Source organism: Lysobacter auxotrophicus (assembly GCF_027924565.1).
Classification (GTDB): domain Bacteria; phylum Pseudomonadota; class Gammaproteobacteria; order Xanthomonadales; family Xanthomonadaceae; genus Lysobacter_J; species Lysobacter_J auxotrophicus.
On sequence record NZ_AP027041.1, the window covers coordinates 2,978,377 to 2,995,411 of the forward strand.

Below are 17,035 nucleotides of genomic sequence, written 5' to 3' on the forward strand. Positions count from 1 at the left end.
ACGTAACAAACCGCGAATTTCTACGCGGCGATTGTGACGGCGCGGTGTCATCGGCCGCGCGCATCGCTGTCATGTTTCCGCCATGCCGCGCGGCTACAAAACCCGGCTTGGGCAGCCGCAGGGGGCGCGCTGCCCCTCGCCTTCCATTACCTGGGGATGTCCTGACGATGAAACGTAACGTGCTGGCCGCGGCGATGTCGCGTGCGCTGGTGTGCGCGCTGGTCGCGCCGATGAGCTTCGCGGCCGCCTTCAACACGGCGTACGCCGCGGACGCGCCGGCCGATGCCTCGCCCGATCCGAAGCAACTGGATTCGGTGGTCGTGCAGGCCGACATCGCATACCGCAACCGCACCGACGCCGTGGCGCCCGTGCTGTCGTACGACCTGGAATACTTCCAGCGCTTCGAACCGCTTACCGTCGGCGACATGCTCAAGCGCGTGCCGAGCGTGGCGTTCGTGTCGGACGTGCTCGAATACGACGGCGCGCAGCTGCGCGGCCTGGATCCGGGTTACACGCAGATCCTCATCAACGGCAAGAAGGTGCCGGGCGCGAGCAACGACCGCTCGTTTTTCGTCGACCGCATCCCGGCCGAGCTGGTCGAGCGCATCGAGATCATCCGCAGCACCAGCGCGAACCGCTCGGGCGATGCGGTCGCCGGCGCGCTCAACATCGTGCTGCGCGACGCCTACGAGTTCGACGGCAAGTACGTGCGCCTGGGCGCGCTGCGCTTCGACGATGGCGAGATCAAGCCGACCTACGGCGCCGTCGCGAGCGGCGAAGTGGGTGGCGGCCGCCTGCTTGGCGGTTTCAACGTGCAGGGCCGCTACAACCCGAAGTTCAAGCGCAGCGATCGCTTCGAGGAACCCGACGGGGATTTCACCGACCGCGAGGACCAGGACGACACGCGCGACGGCGACGACTATTCGGCCAACCTGTCGTACACGCGCGACATCGGCACGGGGCGCCTGTCGGTCGATGGCTTCTACGTGCGCACCGACCGCACCGAGACCGAGCATTCGGTCGAGTACAACGACCCGACCAGCACCCGCCGCGACAACCTGCTGTCGATCAACGACCAGGTCGAGAAGATCGAGCAGGACAACTGGTCGCTCGGCGTGGAGTACGTGTTCGACATGGCCGGCGGTCGTACCGAGTTCGACCTGGATTACGCGCGCTTCGACGACGATACGCGATCGACCGAGGAAGAAAGCGGCTTCGACGACGAGGACACGCCGCCGTCGTTCGACGAACGCGAGGGCACGCGCACGCTGACCGACACGCGCGACAGCGAAGGCACGTTCAAGCTCGCGCACAAGCGCGGCGTGGGCGGCGCGATGATGGAATTCGGCGTGGATTTCCAGGACAAGCGCCGCGAGACCACGCTGCAGGTGAGCGAGGTGGACACCGACGAGGAAGGCGCCGCGCTGCCGCCGTACGATGCGTTCGACCGCAACGACAGCCGCATCGACGAGACGCGAGTCGATCCGTACCTGATGTTCACCGGCAGCGCGGGCGCGCTGGCATGGGAAGCGGGCCTGCGCTACGAGACGACCGACGTGGACGTCGCCTTCGACGACGAGAGCGCCAGCAACGAATACAACACGCTGCTGCCGTCGGCGCACCTGAAGTGGGATTTCACCGGCGCCGACCGTCTGCTGTTCTCCGTCGGCCGCACGGTGCGTCGTCCGAACTTCGATCAGATCCTGCCGCTGACGCTGGAAGAGGAATTCGGCGACAACGACTTCACCGGCAATCCGACGCTCGATCCCGAGCGCGCGTGGGGCGTGGACGTCGGCTACGAGCGCCGCCTCGGCACGCGCGGGGTGTTCGGCGTGAACGTGTTCTATCGCGACGTGAAGGACCTGATCGAGATCGTCAACACGGGCGAGCCGAGTTCGACCGCGCTGGGCGATTACGAGGACGAGGTGGAGGACTTCCTCGACGAGAATCCCGGCGCGACGCCGACGACACCGGGTTACCCGGAGTTCGATCCGGACAGCTTCGTCTATACCGCGCGCAACGTCGGCGACGGCAGCGTGTATGGCATCGAGTTCGACCTGTCGACGCCGCTCACCGCGCTCGGCCTGCCGGACACGGGCCTGTTCGTGAACTACTCGTGGCTGGACAGCGACGTGACCGACGACTTCGGCGAGCGCCGCTTCAACAACCAGGCCAAATACGTCTACAACGTGGGTTTCATCCACGACGTGCGCGCCTGGGGCATGTCGTTCGGCGCGAGCTACCGCCGCCAGGGCAACGCGTTCGCGCGCCTGCTCGCCGAGGAAGTGACTACGCGTTACGACGGCGACCTGGAGGTGTTCGTCGAGAAGCGTTTCGGCGACAACCTGTCGCTGCGCCTGACCGGCTCGAACCTGCTCGACGCGCACAAGGACGAGGCGTTCCACAAATTCGACAACGCACAAGACCAGTTCAACCGCGACTACGACGAGTTCGAGCTGGAAACCGAGTCGTCCGGCCCGGTGTACCAGCTGATCATGCGCTACTCGTTCTGACGGGCGCGATGCAGCCCCTTCCATGCGGAAGGGGCTGCGGCGATCACGGTGCGTAAGGCACACTGGCGGCCCCCGTGCCCAGGGTTCGCCCATGAAAGTCGTCGAAGTCCGCCATCCGCTCGTGCAGCACAAACTCGGCCTGATGCGCGTGGGCGACATCAGCACGAAGGAGTTCCGCGAACTCGCCTCCGAGGTCGCGACGCTGCTCACCTACGAAGCCACGGCGGACCTGGAAACCGAGGAAGCCGTCGTCCAGGGCTGGTCCGGGCCGGTCGCCACGCGTCGCATCAAGGGCGCGAAGGTCACGCTGGTGCCGATCCTGCGCGCCGGCCTCGGCATGCTGCCGGGCGTGCTGGAACTGATCCCGGCCGCGAAGGTCGGCGTGGTCGGCCTGCAGCGCGACGAGCGCACGCTGCAGCCCGTCGGCTACTACGAGAAGCTCACCGGACGCATGGACGAACGCACGGCGCTGATCCTCGACCCGATGCTCGCCACCGGGGGCACGCTGGTCGCGACCGTGGACATGCTCAAGGCCGCCGGCTGCAAGCGCATCAAGGGCCTGTTCCTCGTCGCCGCGCCGGAGGGCCTGCGCGTGCTGGAAGCCAAGCATCCGGATGTCGAGGTCTATACGGCCTCCGTCGATGAGCGCCTCAACGACGTGGGCTACATCCTCCCCGGCCTGGGCGACGCGGGCGACAAGATTTTCGGCACGCGGCACGGGTGAGGTGCGGCGGGGCTGGCGCTGGTTGCCTGGGCCCGCGCTGAGCGTCTTTGCGAACGCCGGCCTCATCGACGCGACGGTCGCGCGCGCCCCTCGCCTTCCGTCATCCCGGCGAAAGCCGGGACCCAGGCCGTGATCGCATCCGTCACGATGAGGTCATCCCCGCGCAGGCCGTGCTCCAACTGCCCGACGTCGCCACGCGTTCCGTCGAGCGTGCAGGCACGCACGCATGGATTCCCGCCTTCGCGGGAATGACGATTCGGGATCGGAAACGGCGGCTCGAATTCGGAATGACCGTTCGAAATCGGTAAAGACGGTGTGAGATCGGCAATGACGGTTGAAATCGGCAATGACGATCCGAATCCGGAACCGCTTACCAGTTGTTCCGCCCGTCCAGCTTCTCGACGCTGATCGTCGACCAGTCCAGATCGTCGATCAGGCGCAGGTTCACGGCGAAGGTGCGCTGCTCGGGGACAGTGCCGGGGGTGAAGCCTTCCTTCGGACTGCCGTCGTTGTTGTACGCGGACGACCAGTCCGGCGAATCGCCCCAAGTGTGGATGCCGCAGCGGCCGCAGAAGCGGTGCTGGTTCATTCCGCGGGCGGAGTACGTGCGCTCGTCATCGTTCGACAGGACGTTGAGTTCACCCGGCCCATAGTGGGCCCAGATGCCGCCGACGCGGGCGCAGAAGGTGCAGTTGCACTCGGTCGCCTTCGTGGGGACGTCGGGAAGCTCGATCTTCGTGGCGCCGCAGTGGCAGGACGCGATCATCGACATGGCACGGCTCCTTTCCTTCGGAGCCGCGATCATGGCACGGGCTGCTGACAGGGGCTGGCAGCAGGGTTGGGCCGTGGCAGCTCCCCGGGTGCGGCCTGCGGCCTTACCCGGGCTACAAAAGCGGGGGACCGTTGTAGCCCGGGCAAGCGCAGCGCACCCGGGGTTCCCGCGCTCCTACTTCGACGACTCGGCCAACGGAGTGAACAACAGGTCCTGGTAGTCGTAACTGAAATCCGCGATCGGCGAGGCGGCCTTCATCGTGATGCGATCGACCTTCCCTTCCGCGCCCAGGCCGAAGGTCACGAACGCCGGCTCGATCGTCGCGTCGTCCCACACGGTGCGGAAGGTGTCGTGGTGCACGTGCTCCAGGCGGCCGGCCATTCCCGGTGTCTGCGTGAAATCGATGCGCAACCCGCCCTTCGCGTTCGTGATGCCGATCGGGCCGTACCACGCATCGCGATACCGCCCGGCGTACCGCGCAAGCGGCAGCGACGGCTTGCCGGCGGTCACCGGCTTGGCTTTGGCGGCGGCGTCCAGCGCCTTCAGGCCGCCGTCGATGCGCAGGTCCATGAACTCGTCGAACGCCGCCACCCAGTCGGTCTTGGGCGCGCCGAGGGCGTGGTCGATGATCTCCAGCGCGACGCCGCGCATCGCCTGCGTGTCTTCGGAATTCATCAGCACGGCGATGCCGAAATCGCGGTCCGGGATCATCGCGACGTACGCCTGCACGCCGAACACCGCGCCGCCATGGTCGAGCATCTTCTCGCCACGGTAATCGCGCACGTTCCAGCCCAGCGCATACGAGGAGAACTTCGGCGCGGCGGTCGCCAGCTTGCCCGGCCACGTCGGCGTCGGCGTGAGCACGGCCGGCGTCCACATCTGCTTGGATTGCGCCTCGCTGAACACCTTCACCGGCTTCCCATCGTCGCCCGTCCACGTGCCCTTGCCGAGCTGCACCTGAAGCCAGTGCGCCATGTCGTTCGCGCTGGACGACAGCCCGCCCGCGGGCGCGCCGTTGTCGCCCAGCGTCTTGCGTTCGTCGAGCACCGCCTGCGGGCCCATGCCGCGCATCACGCCACTGGTGCGCGCGTGCGGCCACGCGCGGTTCGGGTTCGCGAAACGCGCCGCCTGTTCGGTCACCGAATCGGCCATGCCGGCCGGCTTGAGTACGCGTTCGCGCGTGAAGACTTCCCACGTCTGCCCGCTGACTTCCTCGATCAGTTGCCCGGCGACCGCGTACAGCAGGTTGTCGTACGCGTAGCCGCTGCGGAAACTCGTCGCCGGCTTAATGTAACGCAGCGCGCGCACGGTGTCGGCGCGGCTGCGCGAGGACGACGGCACGAACATCAGATCGCCCGCGCCCAGGCCGAGGCCGCTGCGATGCACCAGCAGGTCGCGCACGGTCATCTCGCTGGTCACCCACGGGTCGTACATGCGGAACCACGGCATGTGGTCGATGACCTTGTCGTCCCAGCGCAGCTTGCCGTCGTCCACCAGCACGGCGAGCGCCGCCGCGGTGATCGCCTTTCCGGTGGAACCGGTCGGGAAGATCGTGTCGGCGTCCACGCGCTCGGGCGAACCGAGCCGGCGCACGCCGTAGCCCTTCGCCAGCACGGGCTTGCCGTCCTCGACGATGGCGATGGCCAGCCCCGGGACGCCGTGTTCGCGCATCGCGGCTTCCACGCGCGCGTCCAGGTCGGGCGGCGGCGCGGCGAACGCCGGCAACGTGCACAGCGCGGCGGCGAGCGCCGCCAGTCGAACCGGTGCGAACAGACTCATGGGATGTCTCCGGAAAAGGTTCACGACAGGCACGCGTCGACCAGCGCGTCGAAGGTTTCGCCGCCCCGCACGGGATCGGCGACCGGCAGGCCGAGGCGCTGCGATTCGTGCGCGATCACACGCTGCGCGGCAGCGTCGTCGAGTCGCGCGGTGTTGAGGCTCACGCCGGCGCAGCGGATGTCGGGATTCGTACGCGATCCGAGCCGCAGCGCGAGGTCGATGGTGTCCTGGATCGAAGGCAGCGCGTAGCCGGGATGGCCGAGCACGCGCTCGCGCCCGGGCTCGTGGCACACGACGATCACGTCGGGCTGGCTGCCATGCAGCAGCGCGAGCGAAACACCCGCGTACGCCGGATGGAACAGCGAGCCCTGCCCTTCGATCACGTCCCAATGATCCTGCGCCGCATCGGGCGAGAGCATTTCAGCGGCGCCCGCGGCGAAATCCGCGACCACCGCGTCCATCGGAATACCGCCCCCGGCGATGAGGATGCCGGTCTGGCCGGTCGCGCGGAACGTCGCGTCGACGCCGCGCGAGTGGAACGCGCGCGTCAGCGCGAGCGCGGTGTACTTCTTGCCGAGCGCGCAATCGGTGCCGAGCGTCAGCAGCCGCTTGCCGCTGCGGCGCTTGCCGGTGGCGATGGGAATGTTCGACGGCGGTTCGCGCACGTCGATCAGGCGTCGCCCGAGGCGTTGCGCCGCGTCGCGCAGCACGTCGATCTCGCGAAGGCGCGCATGCATGCCGCTGACGATGTCGAGCCCGGCGTCCATCGCGCGCACCAGCGCCGGCCACCACGTCGGCGGAATGAAACCGCCGGAGTTGGCGACGCCGATCACCAGCGCCTTCGCGCCACGCGCCGCGGCTTCCTCCGGCGTAAGCGGGGCGAGGCCGGTGCTGACGGTCGCACCGTCGATGACGTACTCGCCGACGCATCGCTCGCCGGCCCAGTCGCGCAGGCCGAAGGCGGTTTTCGCGTAGCCGGGCTCGGTCGTGTCGCCGAGGAACAACAGATAGGGTTGCGGTAACGCGACTTCGGACTTCAAGTGATTCACCCCAATGGAAGCGCGCGAGGGCGCGCCGCAACGCGCGGGCGACCGTTGCGGCCGCCCGCGTCCCACAGGCTTCAGAAGCGGTAATCGACTTCCACGCCGAACGTGCGCGGCTGGATCGGCGAGGCCGCCGTGTGGTGCGTCTCGTCCGTCACCTGGTTGATAATGTCGTTCATCGTCGAGTACGCACGCTCGTCGGTGGCGTTCTTCAGGTACGCGCGCACGGTCCAGTTGTCGTTGGAGAACGCGGCGTACAGGTCGACGGCCGTGTAGCTGTCGATGACCAGCGGCTCGGTGATCGTTTCGTCCAGCACCGTCGGCGGGTCGAGCAGGCGCACGACCTGGCGTTCGGTCGTGGCGTTGGTGCGGTCGTCGACCCAGCGCACGCCGCCGCCGAAGTTCGCGCTCCAGTTGCCGCCCAGAGGGACGTACCAGTCGGCCGTGAGCGACCAGGTCAGGTCGGGCACGTACGGCATCCGGTCGTCCTTCAGGCCGGTGTTGACCTCGACCTGCGCCGGGCCGGCGGGCACGACGATCGTCGGGAAATCCTCGTCCAGGCTCGCATCGTTGTACGCGGCGTTGAGGCCGAGCGTCAGGCCGTCGATGGGACGGAACACAGCCGAGGCCTCGATGCCGCGGCTCGTCGCTTCGCCACCGTTGACCAGGCCGCTGACCCCGTTGACCTGCGAGGCGACCTGGATGTCTTCCCAGTCGATCTGGTACGCGGTGAGGTCCAGCACGACGCGGTTGTCGGCGAAGGCGGACTTCATGCCGATCTCGTAGCTGGTGAGCATCGAGGAATCGACCACCGGCGGCAGGCCGGGGGCGAGCACGTTCGGGCCACCGGGCTGGTAGCCGGTCGCGGCCTTCGCGTAGACCATCACGTCCTCGTTGACCTGGAACTGCGGCGTGATGCTCCAGGTGAAAACGTCCTCGCTGGAGGAGTTCACGTTGGTGCCGATCGGCAGCAGGATGCCGTCGGTGACGATCTGCGCGAAGTCCTGCTCGTTGCGCGAGAAGCGCACGCCGGCGCCGAGCTTGAACACGTCGTTGAACTTGTACGAACCGTTGGCGAAGACCGCCGTCTCCTCGTACGTGCTCGGGATCGACAGGTCGCCCAGCGTCGACAGCCCCGGGATCGGCGAGCCGTCGGCCTGCAGGATCGGCACGGTCTGGAAGTTGTCGCCGTCCTCGTCGGAGTAGAACGTGCCGACGAGCCACTCGAACGGCTGCCCGGACTTCGACGTCAGGCGGAACTCCTGCGTGATCTGTTTCAGGTCCAGCGTGTAGTTGAGCGACGCACGGCCCGGCGGCAGCTCCAGCAGCGCGGTGAACGGTCCGTAGGTCAGCGTCTGGTCGGTGGTGATCGAGGTATGCGTGTCCGAATAGCTGGTGGCCGATACGAAGTCCGCGAAGCCCAGGTCCCAGTCGACGGTCAGCGAGTAGTGGTCGAGGTCCTTGATGAAGGGCTCGTCCTCGTAGATGTAGTTGCTCAGGCCGGCGATGGGCTCGTGCGTGACCGGATCGAGCGCGATGGTGCCGTTGTTCTCGCTGTCGATCTTCTGCTGCATGACCGCGAACTGCACGTCGACGACATCGCTTTCCCACGCGAGCGCGGCGCGGGCACTGGTCTGGTCGCCTTCGTTGATGTCGCGGCGCCCGTCGACGAGGTTGTCGACGTAGCCTGCGATGTCGTTGCGCGCGTAGCTCACGCGCAGCGCCAGGCTGTCCTGCACCAGCGGCAGGTTCATGCCGACGCGGTAGTTCGTGCCGATCTCGCCCGCGCCTTCTGTGTCGGACACGCCGCCGCCGATGCGGAACTCGGTCTGCGAGGGGTCCGGCTTGCGCGTCATGTACTTGAGCAGGCCGCCCATCGCGCCGGCGCCGTACAGCGTGCCCTGCGGGCCGCGCAGCACTTCGATGCGCTCGATGTCGTACGGGAACAGGTCCAGCGAGAACAGCGTCGCCTGCTGGTACAGGCTGTTGGAGCCGACCGGCGTTTCGTCGAGGTACGTGCCGATCGTCGACCCGGGCGACAACGCCGCGATGCCGCGCATCGACACCTGCGTCTGGCCGGGCGTACCGCTGGACTGCAGCTGCAGGCCGGGCACGTAACTGGCGTAGTCGGACATCTGCGTGGCGTTGAGATTCTCCAGCTGTTGCCCGCCGAGCACGGTGATGGCGGCGGCGACCTCGCGGATGTTCTCCTCGCGCTTGTTCGCGGTGACCGTCATGTTGTCGAGCGTGGTGATCGACGGCTGAGCGGCGACGTCGTCCGCGGGCGCCCGCGTCGCGCTCTCCTGCGCCATCGCCGGCGCGGCGAACGCGACGGCCAGCGTCACCGCCAGCGATCGCGTGATCGCCTTCGCCAGCGGGCGGCGCCGCATCGCCGTGTCGCGCTTGTGGTGCATGTGCATTCCCCTCTCCCCAGAGTTCGCCGGTTGGAACCGGTCTGTCAGCCCAAGACGTCGCGATGCGGAAGGCCCTGGCCTTCCGTCACGGATGCGAAGTCGACGTAGGAATGGCCGCGGGCAGGAGCCCGGGCCGGATCGATCGTGTGCTGCGAAGGCGCGGCGCTTCCCGCGTCCGGCTTTCCGTCGTGCTTGGCGGCAGGCCGCTGCGCAAACGCGCCGGTGCCCATGACCTCGGGCCGTTGCCGCCTGTCGCTGAAGGGAAACGCGGTCGCCATGTTGCGCTCCTTAACTCCCTCTCAGGATATAAACATCCTGATTGGAAACATGTCAATCCGATTAGGCCTGTTCAGTAGATGACTGCGGGGCCGGGGCATTCCCCGCCTCCGCCCGGCCTACCGCGCCATCGAGCAGCCGCAGCAACGTGCCCGCCGTCGCCGCGACGAGCGCCATCGCACCGAAGAACGCCGCGTGGCCCATCACGCTCCAGAGCGTGCCGAGCGCACCGGCCAGCAGGTTTCCCCCGAAGGAGGCGAAGTACCAGGCGGCGATCGTGGTTGCGGCGTGCCCCGCCGGCGCCAGCCGTGCGAACAGGCCCAGGCCGATCGGCAGGATGAACAGCTCGCCGAGGGTGAACAGCAGGAAGAAGCCTGCGAGCCAGCTCCAGTGCGCGCCTCCCTGCGCGCTCGCATCGACGCACGCGAGCATCACGAACGCGGCGGCGACGACGAAGGCGCCTAGCGCCATCTTCTTCGCCGGCGACGGTTCGCGGCCGCCGGCTGCCTGCTTCGTCCACCGCATGACGAGCATCGGCGTGAGGAAGATCACCAGCAGCGGGTTGAGCGCCTGGAACCAGGTCATCGGGATCGTGAAGGCCCCGGCCGCGCGATCCAGGCCAACGTCGGCCCACAGCGCGATCGTGTTGCCCGACTGCTCGTACGCACCCCGGAACACCATGACGCACAGCCCCACCGCAAGCAGCGCGAGGATGCGCTTGCGCATCGCCTCGCGCGGCATGCGCTGCGCGGGCGGCACGTCGCGCGGCTTCGGGCGCTCCGCCGGCAACCAGCGCGCACCCAGCGTGTAGATCGCCAGACCCAGCAGCATGCCCACGCCCGCCGCACCGAAGCCCCAGTGCCAGCCGTAGAGTTCGCCGAGCGTGCCGCAGACCAGCGGCGCGAGCAGGCCGCCGACGTTGATGCCCACGTAATAGAAGTTGTACGCCGAGCCGCGGCGCGGATCGTCCTTCGCGTACAGGTCGTCGATCTGGCTCGGCAGGCTGGGCAGGAACAGGCCGTTCCCAAGCGCGATCGCCGCAAGCGCGAAATAGAGCAGCGACTCCGATGCCATCAGGAAGTGGCCGAAGGACATGATCGCCGCGCCGATGATCACCGCGCGTTTCCGCCCCAGCCAGCGATCGGTGACGACGCCGCCGACGATCGGCGTGAAGTAGAACGTCGCGACGTACACGCCGTAGATGAGCGACGCATGCTGCTGGTCGAACAACAACTGCTTCGTCATGTAGTAGACGAGCAGCGTGCGCATTCCGTAGTAGGAGAAGATCTCCCACATCTGCGTGAGGAACAGGATCGCCAGCCCCGGCGGCTGGTTGAACCACCGCGCTCCCGCGGTGGCGCGCGGCGCGGTGGCGATGCTCACGCGATCACCGCGTCCGGCGTGCCCCATACGTTCGCGGGGCAATCGACGTGTCCGTCGGCGTACACCACGCCCGGCTCGCGGTCGTGGTCCAGGAACAGCGGGCCGTCCAAATCGACGATGTCGCAGAACTGGCCGAGCAGGAACGCCGGCGCCATTGCCAGGCTCGTCCCGACCATGTTGCCGACCATCACGCGCTTGCGCAGCTCGCGCGCGCGGCGGGCCATCATCAGCCCTTCGGTCAGGCCGCCGCACTTATCGAGCTTGATGTTCACCACATCGAACCAGTGCGCGCGCTCTTCCAGTTCGTCCAGGTCGAGGATGCTTTCATCGGCCGCGATGGGCACGGTGCGGTCGACGCCTTCCAGCTCGCCCTCGAACCCGCGGCGACACGGTTGTTCCAGCAGCGACACGCCTTCGTCGACGAGCACCGGGAGCAGCTGCGCCAGCGTGTCGGGCATGTAGCCCTGGTTCGCGTCCACGCCGATCCATGCGTCCGGGCGAGCGGCGCGCACCGCTCGCAGGCGCTCGATGTCGAGATCGGCCTCGCCGGTGAGCTTGAGCTTGATCGCACGCGCATGCGTGTAGGCGCGGGCGCGTTCGGCCATCACCGCGGGATCGTCCGCACCGACGGTGAATGTCGTGAGCAGCGGCCTGGGCGCATCCATGTTCGCCAGCCGCCATACCGGGACGCCGGCGAGCGCCGCTTCCAGTTCCCACAGCGCGCAGTCCACGGCGTTGCGCGCGCCGCCGGACGGCAACAGCGCGCGCAGCTCGTGCCGGCTGATGCCGTCTTCCAGCACGTCGCGCAGGCGCTCGATCGTCGTCAGCATCAGCTCAGGCGTATCGCGCGTGTAGTACACGCCGGCGGCTTCGCCGCGCCCGATGCGCGTGCCGCTGCGCAGCGTGACCAGCGTGACGGGCGAGACTTCGAAGACATGGCCGGAGATGCGGAACGGAGCGGACAGGCGCAAGTCCTCGTTCCGCAGTCCAAGCTGGACGCGGTCGGTGTTGATCACGGCAGTTACTCCCTGGCGTGCGCGGCGGCGTGCACCGCCGCGCATCGGTTCGTCAGTAGTTGGCGCTGAAGCCGATGAGGTGCGTCGCGAAGCCGATCCACAGCAGCGACAGGCAGGCTGCGGCGAGCACGATGCTCCACAGCTTCGCCCACCACGAGCGCCGGCTGCGCAGCACGACCCAGGCATTCCACAGCGCGATCAGCGCACCCAGCGGCAGGATGATCGTGAGCAGCACGCGCAGCGCGATGACATACACGTCGCTGGACGGCGACATCATCGACAGGTCGGACATCATCGCGAAGACCATGCCGATCATCGCGCCCATCGATACCAGCACGGCGAGCGAGGCGATGCGGACCCAGCGATGCGCACGCGCGTCATCGCCGGTCAGGGCGTAGCGCGCACCGTAGTGGCGGCGCACCATCGCCGACACCGGCCATGCGAGCACGGTGAACAGCAGCGCGGCGAGGCTGCCGAAGAGCATCGTCAGGAACACGCCCGGCGTCTGCCACCACGCGGCACGCTGGAAGACCATGATCGAGGCGATGGGCTCGGCGCTGAAACGCACCACGCGGCCATCGACGACTTCCGCCGCGAGGCGGTCGCCGCTGCCGGTGTCCTGCCACAGGAACGGGGCGATCTCGCGCCACTTCTTCGGCGCGCCGCTGTAGCCGGCGAGCATCGGCACGCTGATGGTGCCGTCTTCGTTCGCGGTCACCTTGGTCTGGCCGAGCATGTAGACCAGGTTCATGAAATTGGAATCTGCGCGGCGGCTGCTGTTGTAGGCGCCCGCGATCATCTGCGCGTGTTCCTTCGCGGTCGCCTCGTCGATGCCCTTGGCGATATTCGACGGACCCGGCAGGTAGCGGTTGACGAAACCGGTGACCAGGCCGTCGCGGATCAGGCGCGCGCTGCCGTCCTTGCCGGCGCTGTTGGCCGACACGTAGATCCCGATGCCGTCGTCCGGGAACAGCTGCAGGTCGCTGTGGAACCACTGCGTGTCGCCGCCGTGGGCGATCGCGCGATGGCCGTTGATCGTGGTCTCGTAGAAACCCAGCATCATGCGGTTGAGCGGCTTGATCGAATCCTGGCCGGTCTCGTGCATCTGGCGCGCGGTGGCTTCGGAGAGAATGCGCGCATCGCCGAAGGCACCATTGTTGAGGTGCGCGATCATGAAGTTGCCCATGTCCGCGCCAGTCGATGCCAAGCTGCCTGCGGGCGCGAGGTTGATGTACTCGTAGGGCTGCGGCTTGCCGTCCGATGCGGTCTTGTAGCCCTTCGACACCATCGGCTGCAGGTGCTTCTCCAGCGGCTGCGAGAAGCTGGAATGCTGCATCTGCAGCGGCTTGAAGATGTGGTTGGCGACGTACTGTTCGAACGGTTCGCCCGACGCGCGCTGCACGATGTAACCGGCCAGCGCGGTGGCGTAGTTGGAATACGCCGGCGTGCTGCCGGGCGCGTAGATGCGCGCGGGGATCCAGTGCTTGAGCGTGGCCTCCAGCGGCGCGATCTCGCCCTCGTCGTTGGCGATGAGGCCGCGGATCGCTTCCTCCATGCCGGAGGTGTGCGTCATCACGTTGCGCAGCGTTACCGGCTTGCCGTCGTACGGCGGGATCTTGAAATCGAGGTAGGTGTTGATGTCCTTGTCGAGATCGAGCTTGCCCTGCTCCACCAGCTGCATCACGGCCGTCCACGTGAACAGCTTGGACACCGAGCCGGGACGGAACAGCGTCTGCGCCGGATCGACCGGCTTGCGCGTGGCGAGGTCGGAGTAGCCGTAGCCCTTCTGGAACAGCACCTTGCCGTCCTTCACCACGACGACCACGGAGCCGGCGACGTCGGTCTGCTCCAGCGCGTACGGCATGAAGCCGTCGACCCAGGCTTCCAGGTCGGCCGCGTTCAGGCGTTCATTGCTGGCCGGGACCGGCACCGCGACGGCAGTCGCGTCGGTCGGCGGCGCCGGCAGCGCGGGCTCGGCCTTCGGCGGCGTCGGCGCCTGGCCGACCGGCCCGGCCGCCAGCGCGGACATCGACATGGCCAGCGTCAGCAGCGCCGCAGGCACCCCGAACCGCGTGATCGGACTCTTCATCAAGCACCACTCCCCACCCAGTGAATACAGCCCCGTGCGACAGGCACGGCCTGACAACAACTGACCCCGTTGGAGATAATGAGCCTGATTGGAAAATTGTCAACCGACTCCGGACGTCACCTAGAATTACCGTACGCGCGGCCCCATGCCGTGCGGTCGCCGGTGACGCCGGCCCAGCAGGAGCGTTCATCGGCATGACCCAGCAACACCCGACCATCGGCAGCCTCCTGCGGGCGCTGCGCGCGCGCAACGACTGGACGCTCAAGGAGATGAGCCAGCGCTGTGGCATTCCGCTGTCGACGCTGTCGAAGGTCGAGAACGACCGGCTCACGCTCACCTACGACAAGCTCCAGCAGATCAGCCAGCGCCTCAACATCCGCATGTCGGAGCTGTTCGCCGAGGACGACAGCACGCCCGAGCCGCCGGTCACGGCGCGTCGCAGCATCGGCAGGATCGAGGACTCGGTGCGCGTCACCACGCCGAACTACGATTACTTCTATCTGTGCCCGGAACTGCGCCGCAAGCGCATGATTCCGGTGATCACGCGCGTCCGCGCGAAGAGCATCGAGGAGTTCGGCGAGCTCGTGCACCACTCCGGCGAGGAGTACATCCACGTGCTGGAAGGCCGCGCCGAGGTGCACACCGAGTTCTACGACCCGATCGTGCTGGAAGCCGGGCAATCGGTGTACATCGATTCGAACATGGGCCACGCGTACATCGCCGCCGACGGCTGCGAGGAAGTGGTGCTGCTGGGCGTGTGCTCCAGCGCCGACGAGCAGTTGATGGAATCGCTGATGCACCTGCACGGCGACGTGCCGCGCACGGGGACGCGCTGAGCGCCGGGATGCGCTGAGGCATCCGGCGTGCCCCGGGTGCGCTTCGCTTACCCGGGCTACAACGGCCGGGCAGCCGAGCGTTTGTAGCCCGGGTAAGGCCAAAGGCCGCACCCGGAGAATCGTCAAGCGAAACGCTATTCGTACGCCGACCCGGGTGCGCTTCGCTTACCCGGGCTACAAGAGCGCGCTGATCAGCGAGCCGCCTCGCGACGCCGACGCACGCGGCGCCATACCAGGCCGACGACGACCACCACCGTCGCGCCGCCCAGCAGCCACGGCAGCAGCGCGCGATCCTGGTCGGCCGGCAGTTCCACCGCATTCGCCGTGCTCGCCGCACTGAGCGCCGCCTGCGCCGCGCTCGACGACAACCGCCAGCGCCCATCGCGCAATTCGACCTTGCCTTCCAGCGGCGGCAACTGAAGCTCGCGCCACAGGATGCGCAGGTCGCCCACGCGCGGTTCCAGCGGATTTTCCGCGCTGCCCAGCCCATCGCCCTCCGGCTGGAACGAGGCCGCCAGGTTCGCCGGCAGGCGCGAGAAGTTGGGGCGGAACACGCGCCACGTGCCCAGGGCCTGCAACACGCTCTGGTCAATCGGATGACCGTCGAGCGTGGCGTCCTGCGCCCACCAGCGACGGCTCTCGATCGGCAGCTTGGGCGGGTTCTGGCGGTCGGGCGCAAAGCCGCGCGAATCGATCGGCGCCGCGTTCCACACCTGCGTGTAACCGTCGCCGCTGGCGCGCCACTGGTACATCTCGACCTGGCGATCCAGGCCGAACTGGTGCGACACCACGCCGAAATCGCGATCGCGCAATCCCTTGCCGGATTGCGGAAGGCCCATCGGTTCGTCGCCCGCGTCCGCTCGCGCATCGGTCTGCCCGAATGCAGCAGCGCCGATGGCCAGCGCGCACGACAACGACAGCGCGAACGCCGCCCGCAGGAACCTCATGCCGCCAGCGCCCTCGCGTGCAGCGCCGGCACTTCATGCGCGGTGCCGAACTTGCCCTTCTCGTCGCGCACGACCTGCGCGAGCGCGCACTGCGGATCGTGGGTGAAGAACAGATGCACGTTGCGGCGCAGCTTGTCGGCGAGGAACGCCTTCTTCTCGTCGATGAGCAGTTCGGCGTTGCGGTCGTAGCCCATCGTGATCGGCACGTGCACCCACGGGCGACCGGGGATGAGATCGGCGCAGAACACCACGCCGCCATGCGTTTCGCCATCCACGCGGTCCGGGCCGACGATTTCCGCCAGCATCAGGCCCGGCGTGTGGCCATCGCTGTAATGGAAGCGCACGGTGACGCCGAGCGTCTTCGAGTAATCGCCATCGACCAGCTCCAGCCGGCCGGTGCCCTCGAGCAGCGCGGGCAATTCGGGAATGAAGCTGGCGCGATCGCGCGCATGCGGCTCCAGCGCGCGCTCGTAGTGGCGACGGCCGACGACGTAGGTCGCGTTCGGGAACAACAGCGTCGGCGACGCGCCTTCGCGCCACGGCGCAAGCAATCCGCCGGCATGGTCGAAATGCAGGTGCGACAGCACGACGACGTCGATGTCCTCGGGCTTGAAACCGGCGGCGGCGAGCGAATCGACCAGCACGTGGCGGTCTTCGACCACGCCGTAGCGTTCGCGCAATTTGGGTTCGAAGAACGCGCCGATGCCCGTTTCGAACAGCACCGTCTTGCCGTTCAGCGGCGATGCGAGCAGCGCGCGGCAGGCCAGGTCGATGCGGTTCTCGTCATCGGGCGAGGCCCACTTCGCCCACATCGCCCGCGGCGCGTTGCCGAACATCGCACCCCCGTCGAGCTTCTGGCTGTTGCCGAGGATGGACCAGAGTTTCATGGCGTCACCGTTGCGTCAGACGGGTCGATTTTAGCGCTGCGGGCGGGCAAATCGAATGGCACTTTGGACGTGGTTGGCGGGTGCTGCCTCGCTGCGGCCACACTTTTGTCCGTCATCCCGGCGAAGGCCGGGATCCAGGCCGGGAGATCGTCAGCTAGCGATGCTTTCGCTTCCAGTCGTTCCAGCGGAAGCTGGAATCGCCTTGATCACGACAGACAAACGGAAACGCTGCGGGCCTGGATCCCGGCTTTCGCCGGGATGACGTTCCGCCAAAGGCGGGGCCGCTGTGCGCAAGCGTGGATCCCGGCTTTCGCCCGGATGACGATCCGGCAAAGCCGCGTCCGCATTGCGGACGC

General features: G+C 67.6%; 14 protein-coding genes. 3 read left to right on the top strand and 11 right to left on the bottom strand.

All coding sequences use genetic code 11. From position 1 onward, the window contains the following. Positions 1–167 precede the first annotated feature (167 nt). Both LA521A_RS13420 and upp read left to right on the top strand, forming a co-directional pair. Positions 168–2,513, top strand: a complete 2,346-nt coding sequence (locus tag LA521A_RS13420) for a TonB-dependent receptor plug domain-containing protein (RefSeq protein WP_281779379.1) — start codon at positions 168–170, stop codon at positions 2,511–2,513. 91 nt (positions 2,514–2,604) lie between these two features. Then, on the top strand, positions 2,605–3,237 hold the full coding sequence (gene upp / locus LA521A_RS13425; RefSeq protein WP_281779380.1) for a uracil phosphoribosyltransferase: 633 nt from the start codon (positions 2,605–2,607) through the stop codon (positions 3,235–3,237). A gap of 62 nt (positions 3,238–3,299) precedes the next feature. On the opposite strand, the gene LA521A_RS13430 is transcribed toward upp, so the two are convergent. The 9 genes from LA521A_RS13430 to LA521A_RS13470 all read right to left on the bottom strand — a co-directional run bounded on the left by LA521A_RS13430 (position 3,300) and on the right by LA521A_RS13470 (position 14,009). Next, positions 3,300–3,584 (bottom strand): hypothetical protein, encoded by a 285-nt coding sequence (locus tag LA521A_RS13430; RefSeq protein WP_281779381.1) that lies wholly within the window; start codon positions 3,582–3,584, stop codon positions 3,300–3,302. Between the two features lie 23 nt (positions 3,585–3,607). After that, positions 3,608–4,009 carry a GFA family protein gene (locus tag LA521A_RS13435; protein ID WP_281779382.1) on the bottom strand — a complete coding sequence of 134 codons (402 nt, stop codon included), beginning with the start codon at positions 4,007–4,009 and terminating at the stop codon, positions 3,608–3,610. A 174-nt stretch (positions 4,010–4,183) separates the two neighbouring features. Next, positions 4,184–5,788: a serine hydrolase gene (locus LA521A_RS13440; protein ID WP_281779383.1), complete on the bottom strand. Its 1,605-nt coding sequence runs from the start codon at positions 5,786–5,788 to the stop codon at positions 4,184–4,186. A 20-nt stretch (positions 5,789–5,808) separates the two neighbouring features. Further along, positions 5,809–6,828 (bottom strand): N-acetyltransferase DgcN family protein, encoded by a 1,020-nt coding sequence (locus tag LA521A_RS13445; protein WP_425494521.1) that lies wholly within the window; start codon positions 6,826–6,828, stop codon positions 5,809–5,811. Positions 6,829–6,908: 80 nt separating this feature from the next. Beyond that, positions 6,909–9,251: a TonB-dependent receptor gene (locus tag LA521A_RS13450; protein WP_281779385.1), complete on the bottom strand. Its 2,343-nt coding sequence runs from the start codon at positions 9,249–9,251 to the stop codon at positions 6,909–6,911. 38 nt (positions 9,252–9,289) lie between these two features. Next, entirely contained in the window at positions 9,290–9,523 is a 234-nt protein-coding gene (locus LA521A_RS13455) for a hypothetical protein (protein ID WP_281779386.1), read from the bottom strand. 61 nt (positions 9,524–9,584) lie between these two features. Then, positions 9,585–10,904: a peptide MFS transporter gene (locus tag LA521A_RS13460; protein WP_281779387.1), complete on the bottom strand. Its 1,320-nt coding sequence runs from the start codon at positions 10,902–10,904 to the stop codon at positions 9,585–9,587. Further along, positions 10,901–11,920, bottom strand: a complete 1,020-nt coding sequence (locus tag LA521A_RS13465; protein ID WP_281779388.1) for a dipeptide epimerase — start codon at positions 11,918–11,920, stop codon at positions 10,901–10,903. The genes LA521A_RS13460 and LA521A_RS13465 overlap by 4 nt, the downstream gene beginning before the upstream one ends. Before the next feature lie 52 nt (positions 11,921–11,972). After that, positions 11,973–14,009 carry a serine hydrolase gene (locus LA521A_RS13470; RefSeq protein ID WP_281779389.1) on the bottom strand — a complete coding sequence of 679 codons (2,037 nt, stop codon included), beginning with the start codon at positions 14,007–14,009 and terminating at the stop codon, positions 11,973–11,975. Positions 14,010–14,203: 194 nt separating this feature from the next. Here LA521A_RS13470 and LA521A_RS13475 point away from each other — a divergent pair, with 194 nt between their 5' ends. Further along, positions 14,204–14,845 (top strand): helix-turn-helix domain-containing protein, encoded by a 642-nt coding sequence (locus tag LA521A_RS13475; protein WP_281779390.1) that lies wholly within the window; start codon positions 14,204–14,206, stop codon positions 14,843–14,845. Between the two features lie 191 nt (positions 14,846–15,036). Here the strand turns inward: LA521A_RS13475 and LA521A_RS13480 are convergent, their stop codons facing one another. After that, the gene (locus LA521A_RS13480; protein WP_281779391.1) at positions 15,037–15,792 is read right to left on the bottom strand and encodes a TMEM43 family protein; all 756 of its coding nucleotides are present in this window, start codon (positions 15,790–15,792) and stop codon (positions 15,037–15,039) included. Beyond that, positions 15,789–16,679, bottom strand: a complete 891-nt coding sequence (locus LA521A_RS13485; RefSeq protein ID WP_281779392.1) for an MBL fold metallo-hydrolase — start codon at positions 16,677–16,679, stop codon at positions 15,789–15,791. Before LA521A_RS13485 ends, LA521A_RS13480 begins: the two co-directional genes overlap by 4 nt. Between the last annotated feature and the right edge of the window lie 356 nt (positions 16,680–17,035).

Excerpts from the sequence above, each read along its gene's own strand:
- LA521A_RS13420 (WP_281779379.1), top strand. The coding sequence starts at position 168 with ATGAAACGTAACGTGCTGGCCGCGGCGATGTCGCGTGCGCTGGTGTGC.
- upp (WP_281779380.1), top strand. The coding sequence starts at position 2,605 with ATGAAAGTCGTCGAAGTCCGCCATCCGCTCGTGCAGCACAAACTCGGC.
- LA521A_RS13435 (WP_281779382.1), bottom strand. The coding sequence starts at position 4,009 with ATGTCGATGATCGCGTCCTGCCACTGCGGCGCCACGAAGATCGAGCTT.
- LA521A_RS13440 (WP_281779383.1), bottom strand. The coding sequence starts at position 5,788 with ATGAGTCTGTTCGCACCGGTTCGACTGGCGGCGCTCGCCGCCGCGCTG.
- LA521A_RS13450 (WP_281779385.1), bottom strand. The coding sequence starts at position 9,251 with ATGCACATGCACCACAAGCGCGACACGGCGATGCGGCGCCGCCCGCTG.
- LA521A_RS13455 (WP_281779386.1), bottom strand. The coding sequence starts at position 9,523 with ATGGCGACCGCGTTTCCCTTCAGCGACAGGCGGCAACGGCCCGAGGTC.
- LA521A_RS13470 (WP_281779389.1), bottom strand. The coding sequence starts at position 14,009 with ATGAAGAGTCCGATCACGCGGTTCGGGGTGCCTGCGGCGCTGCTGACG.
- LA521A_RS13475 (WP_281779390.1), top strand. The coding sequence starts at position 14,204 with ATGACCCAGCAACACCCGACCATCGGCAGCCTCCTGCGGGCGCTGCGC.
- LA521A_RS13480 (WP_281779391.1), bottom strand. The coding sequence starts at position 15,792 with ATGAGGTTCCTGCGGGCGGCGTTCGCGCTGTCGTTGTCGTGCGCGCTG.
- LA521A_RS13485 (WP_281779392.1), bottom strand. The coding sequence starts at position 16,679 with ATGAAACTCTGGTCCATCCTCGGCAACAGCCAGAAGCTCGACGGGGGT.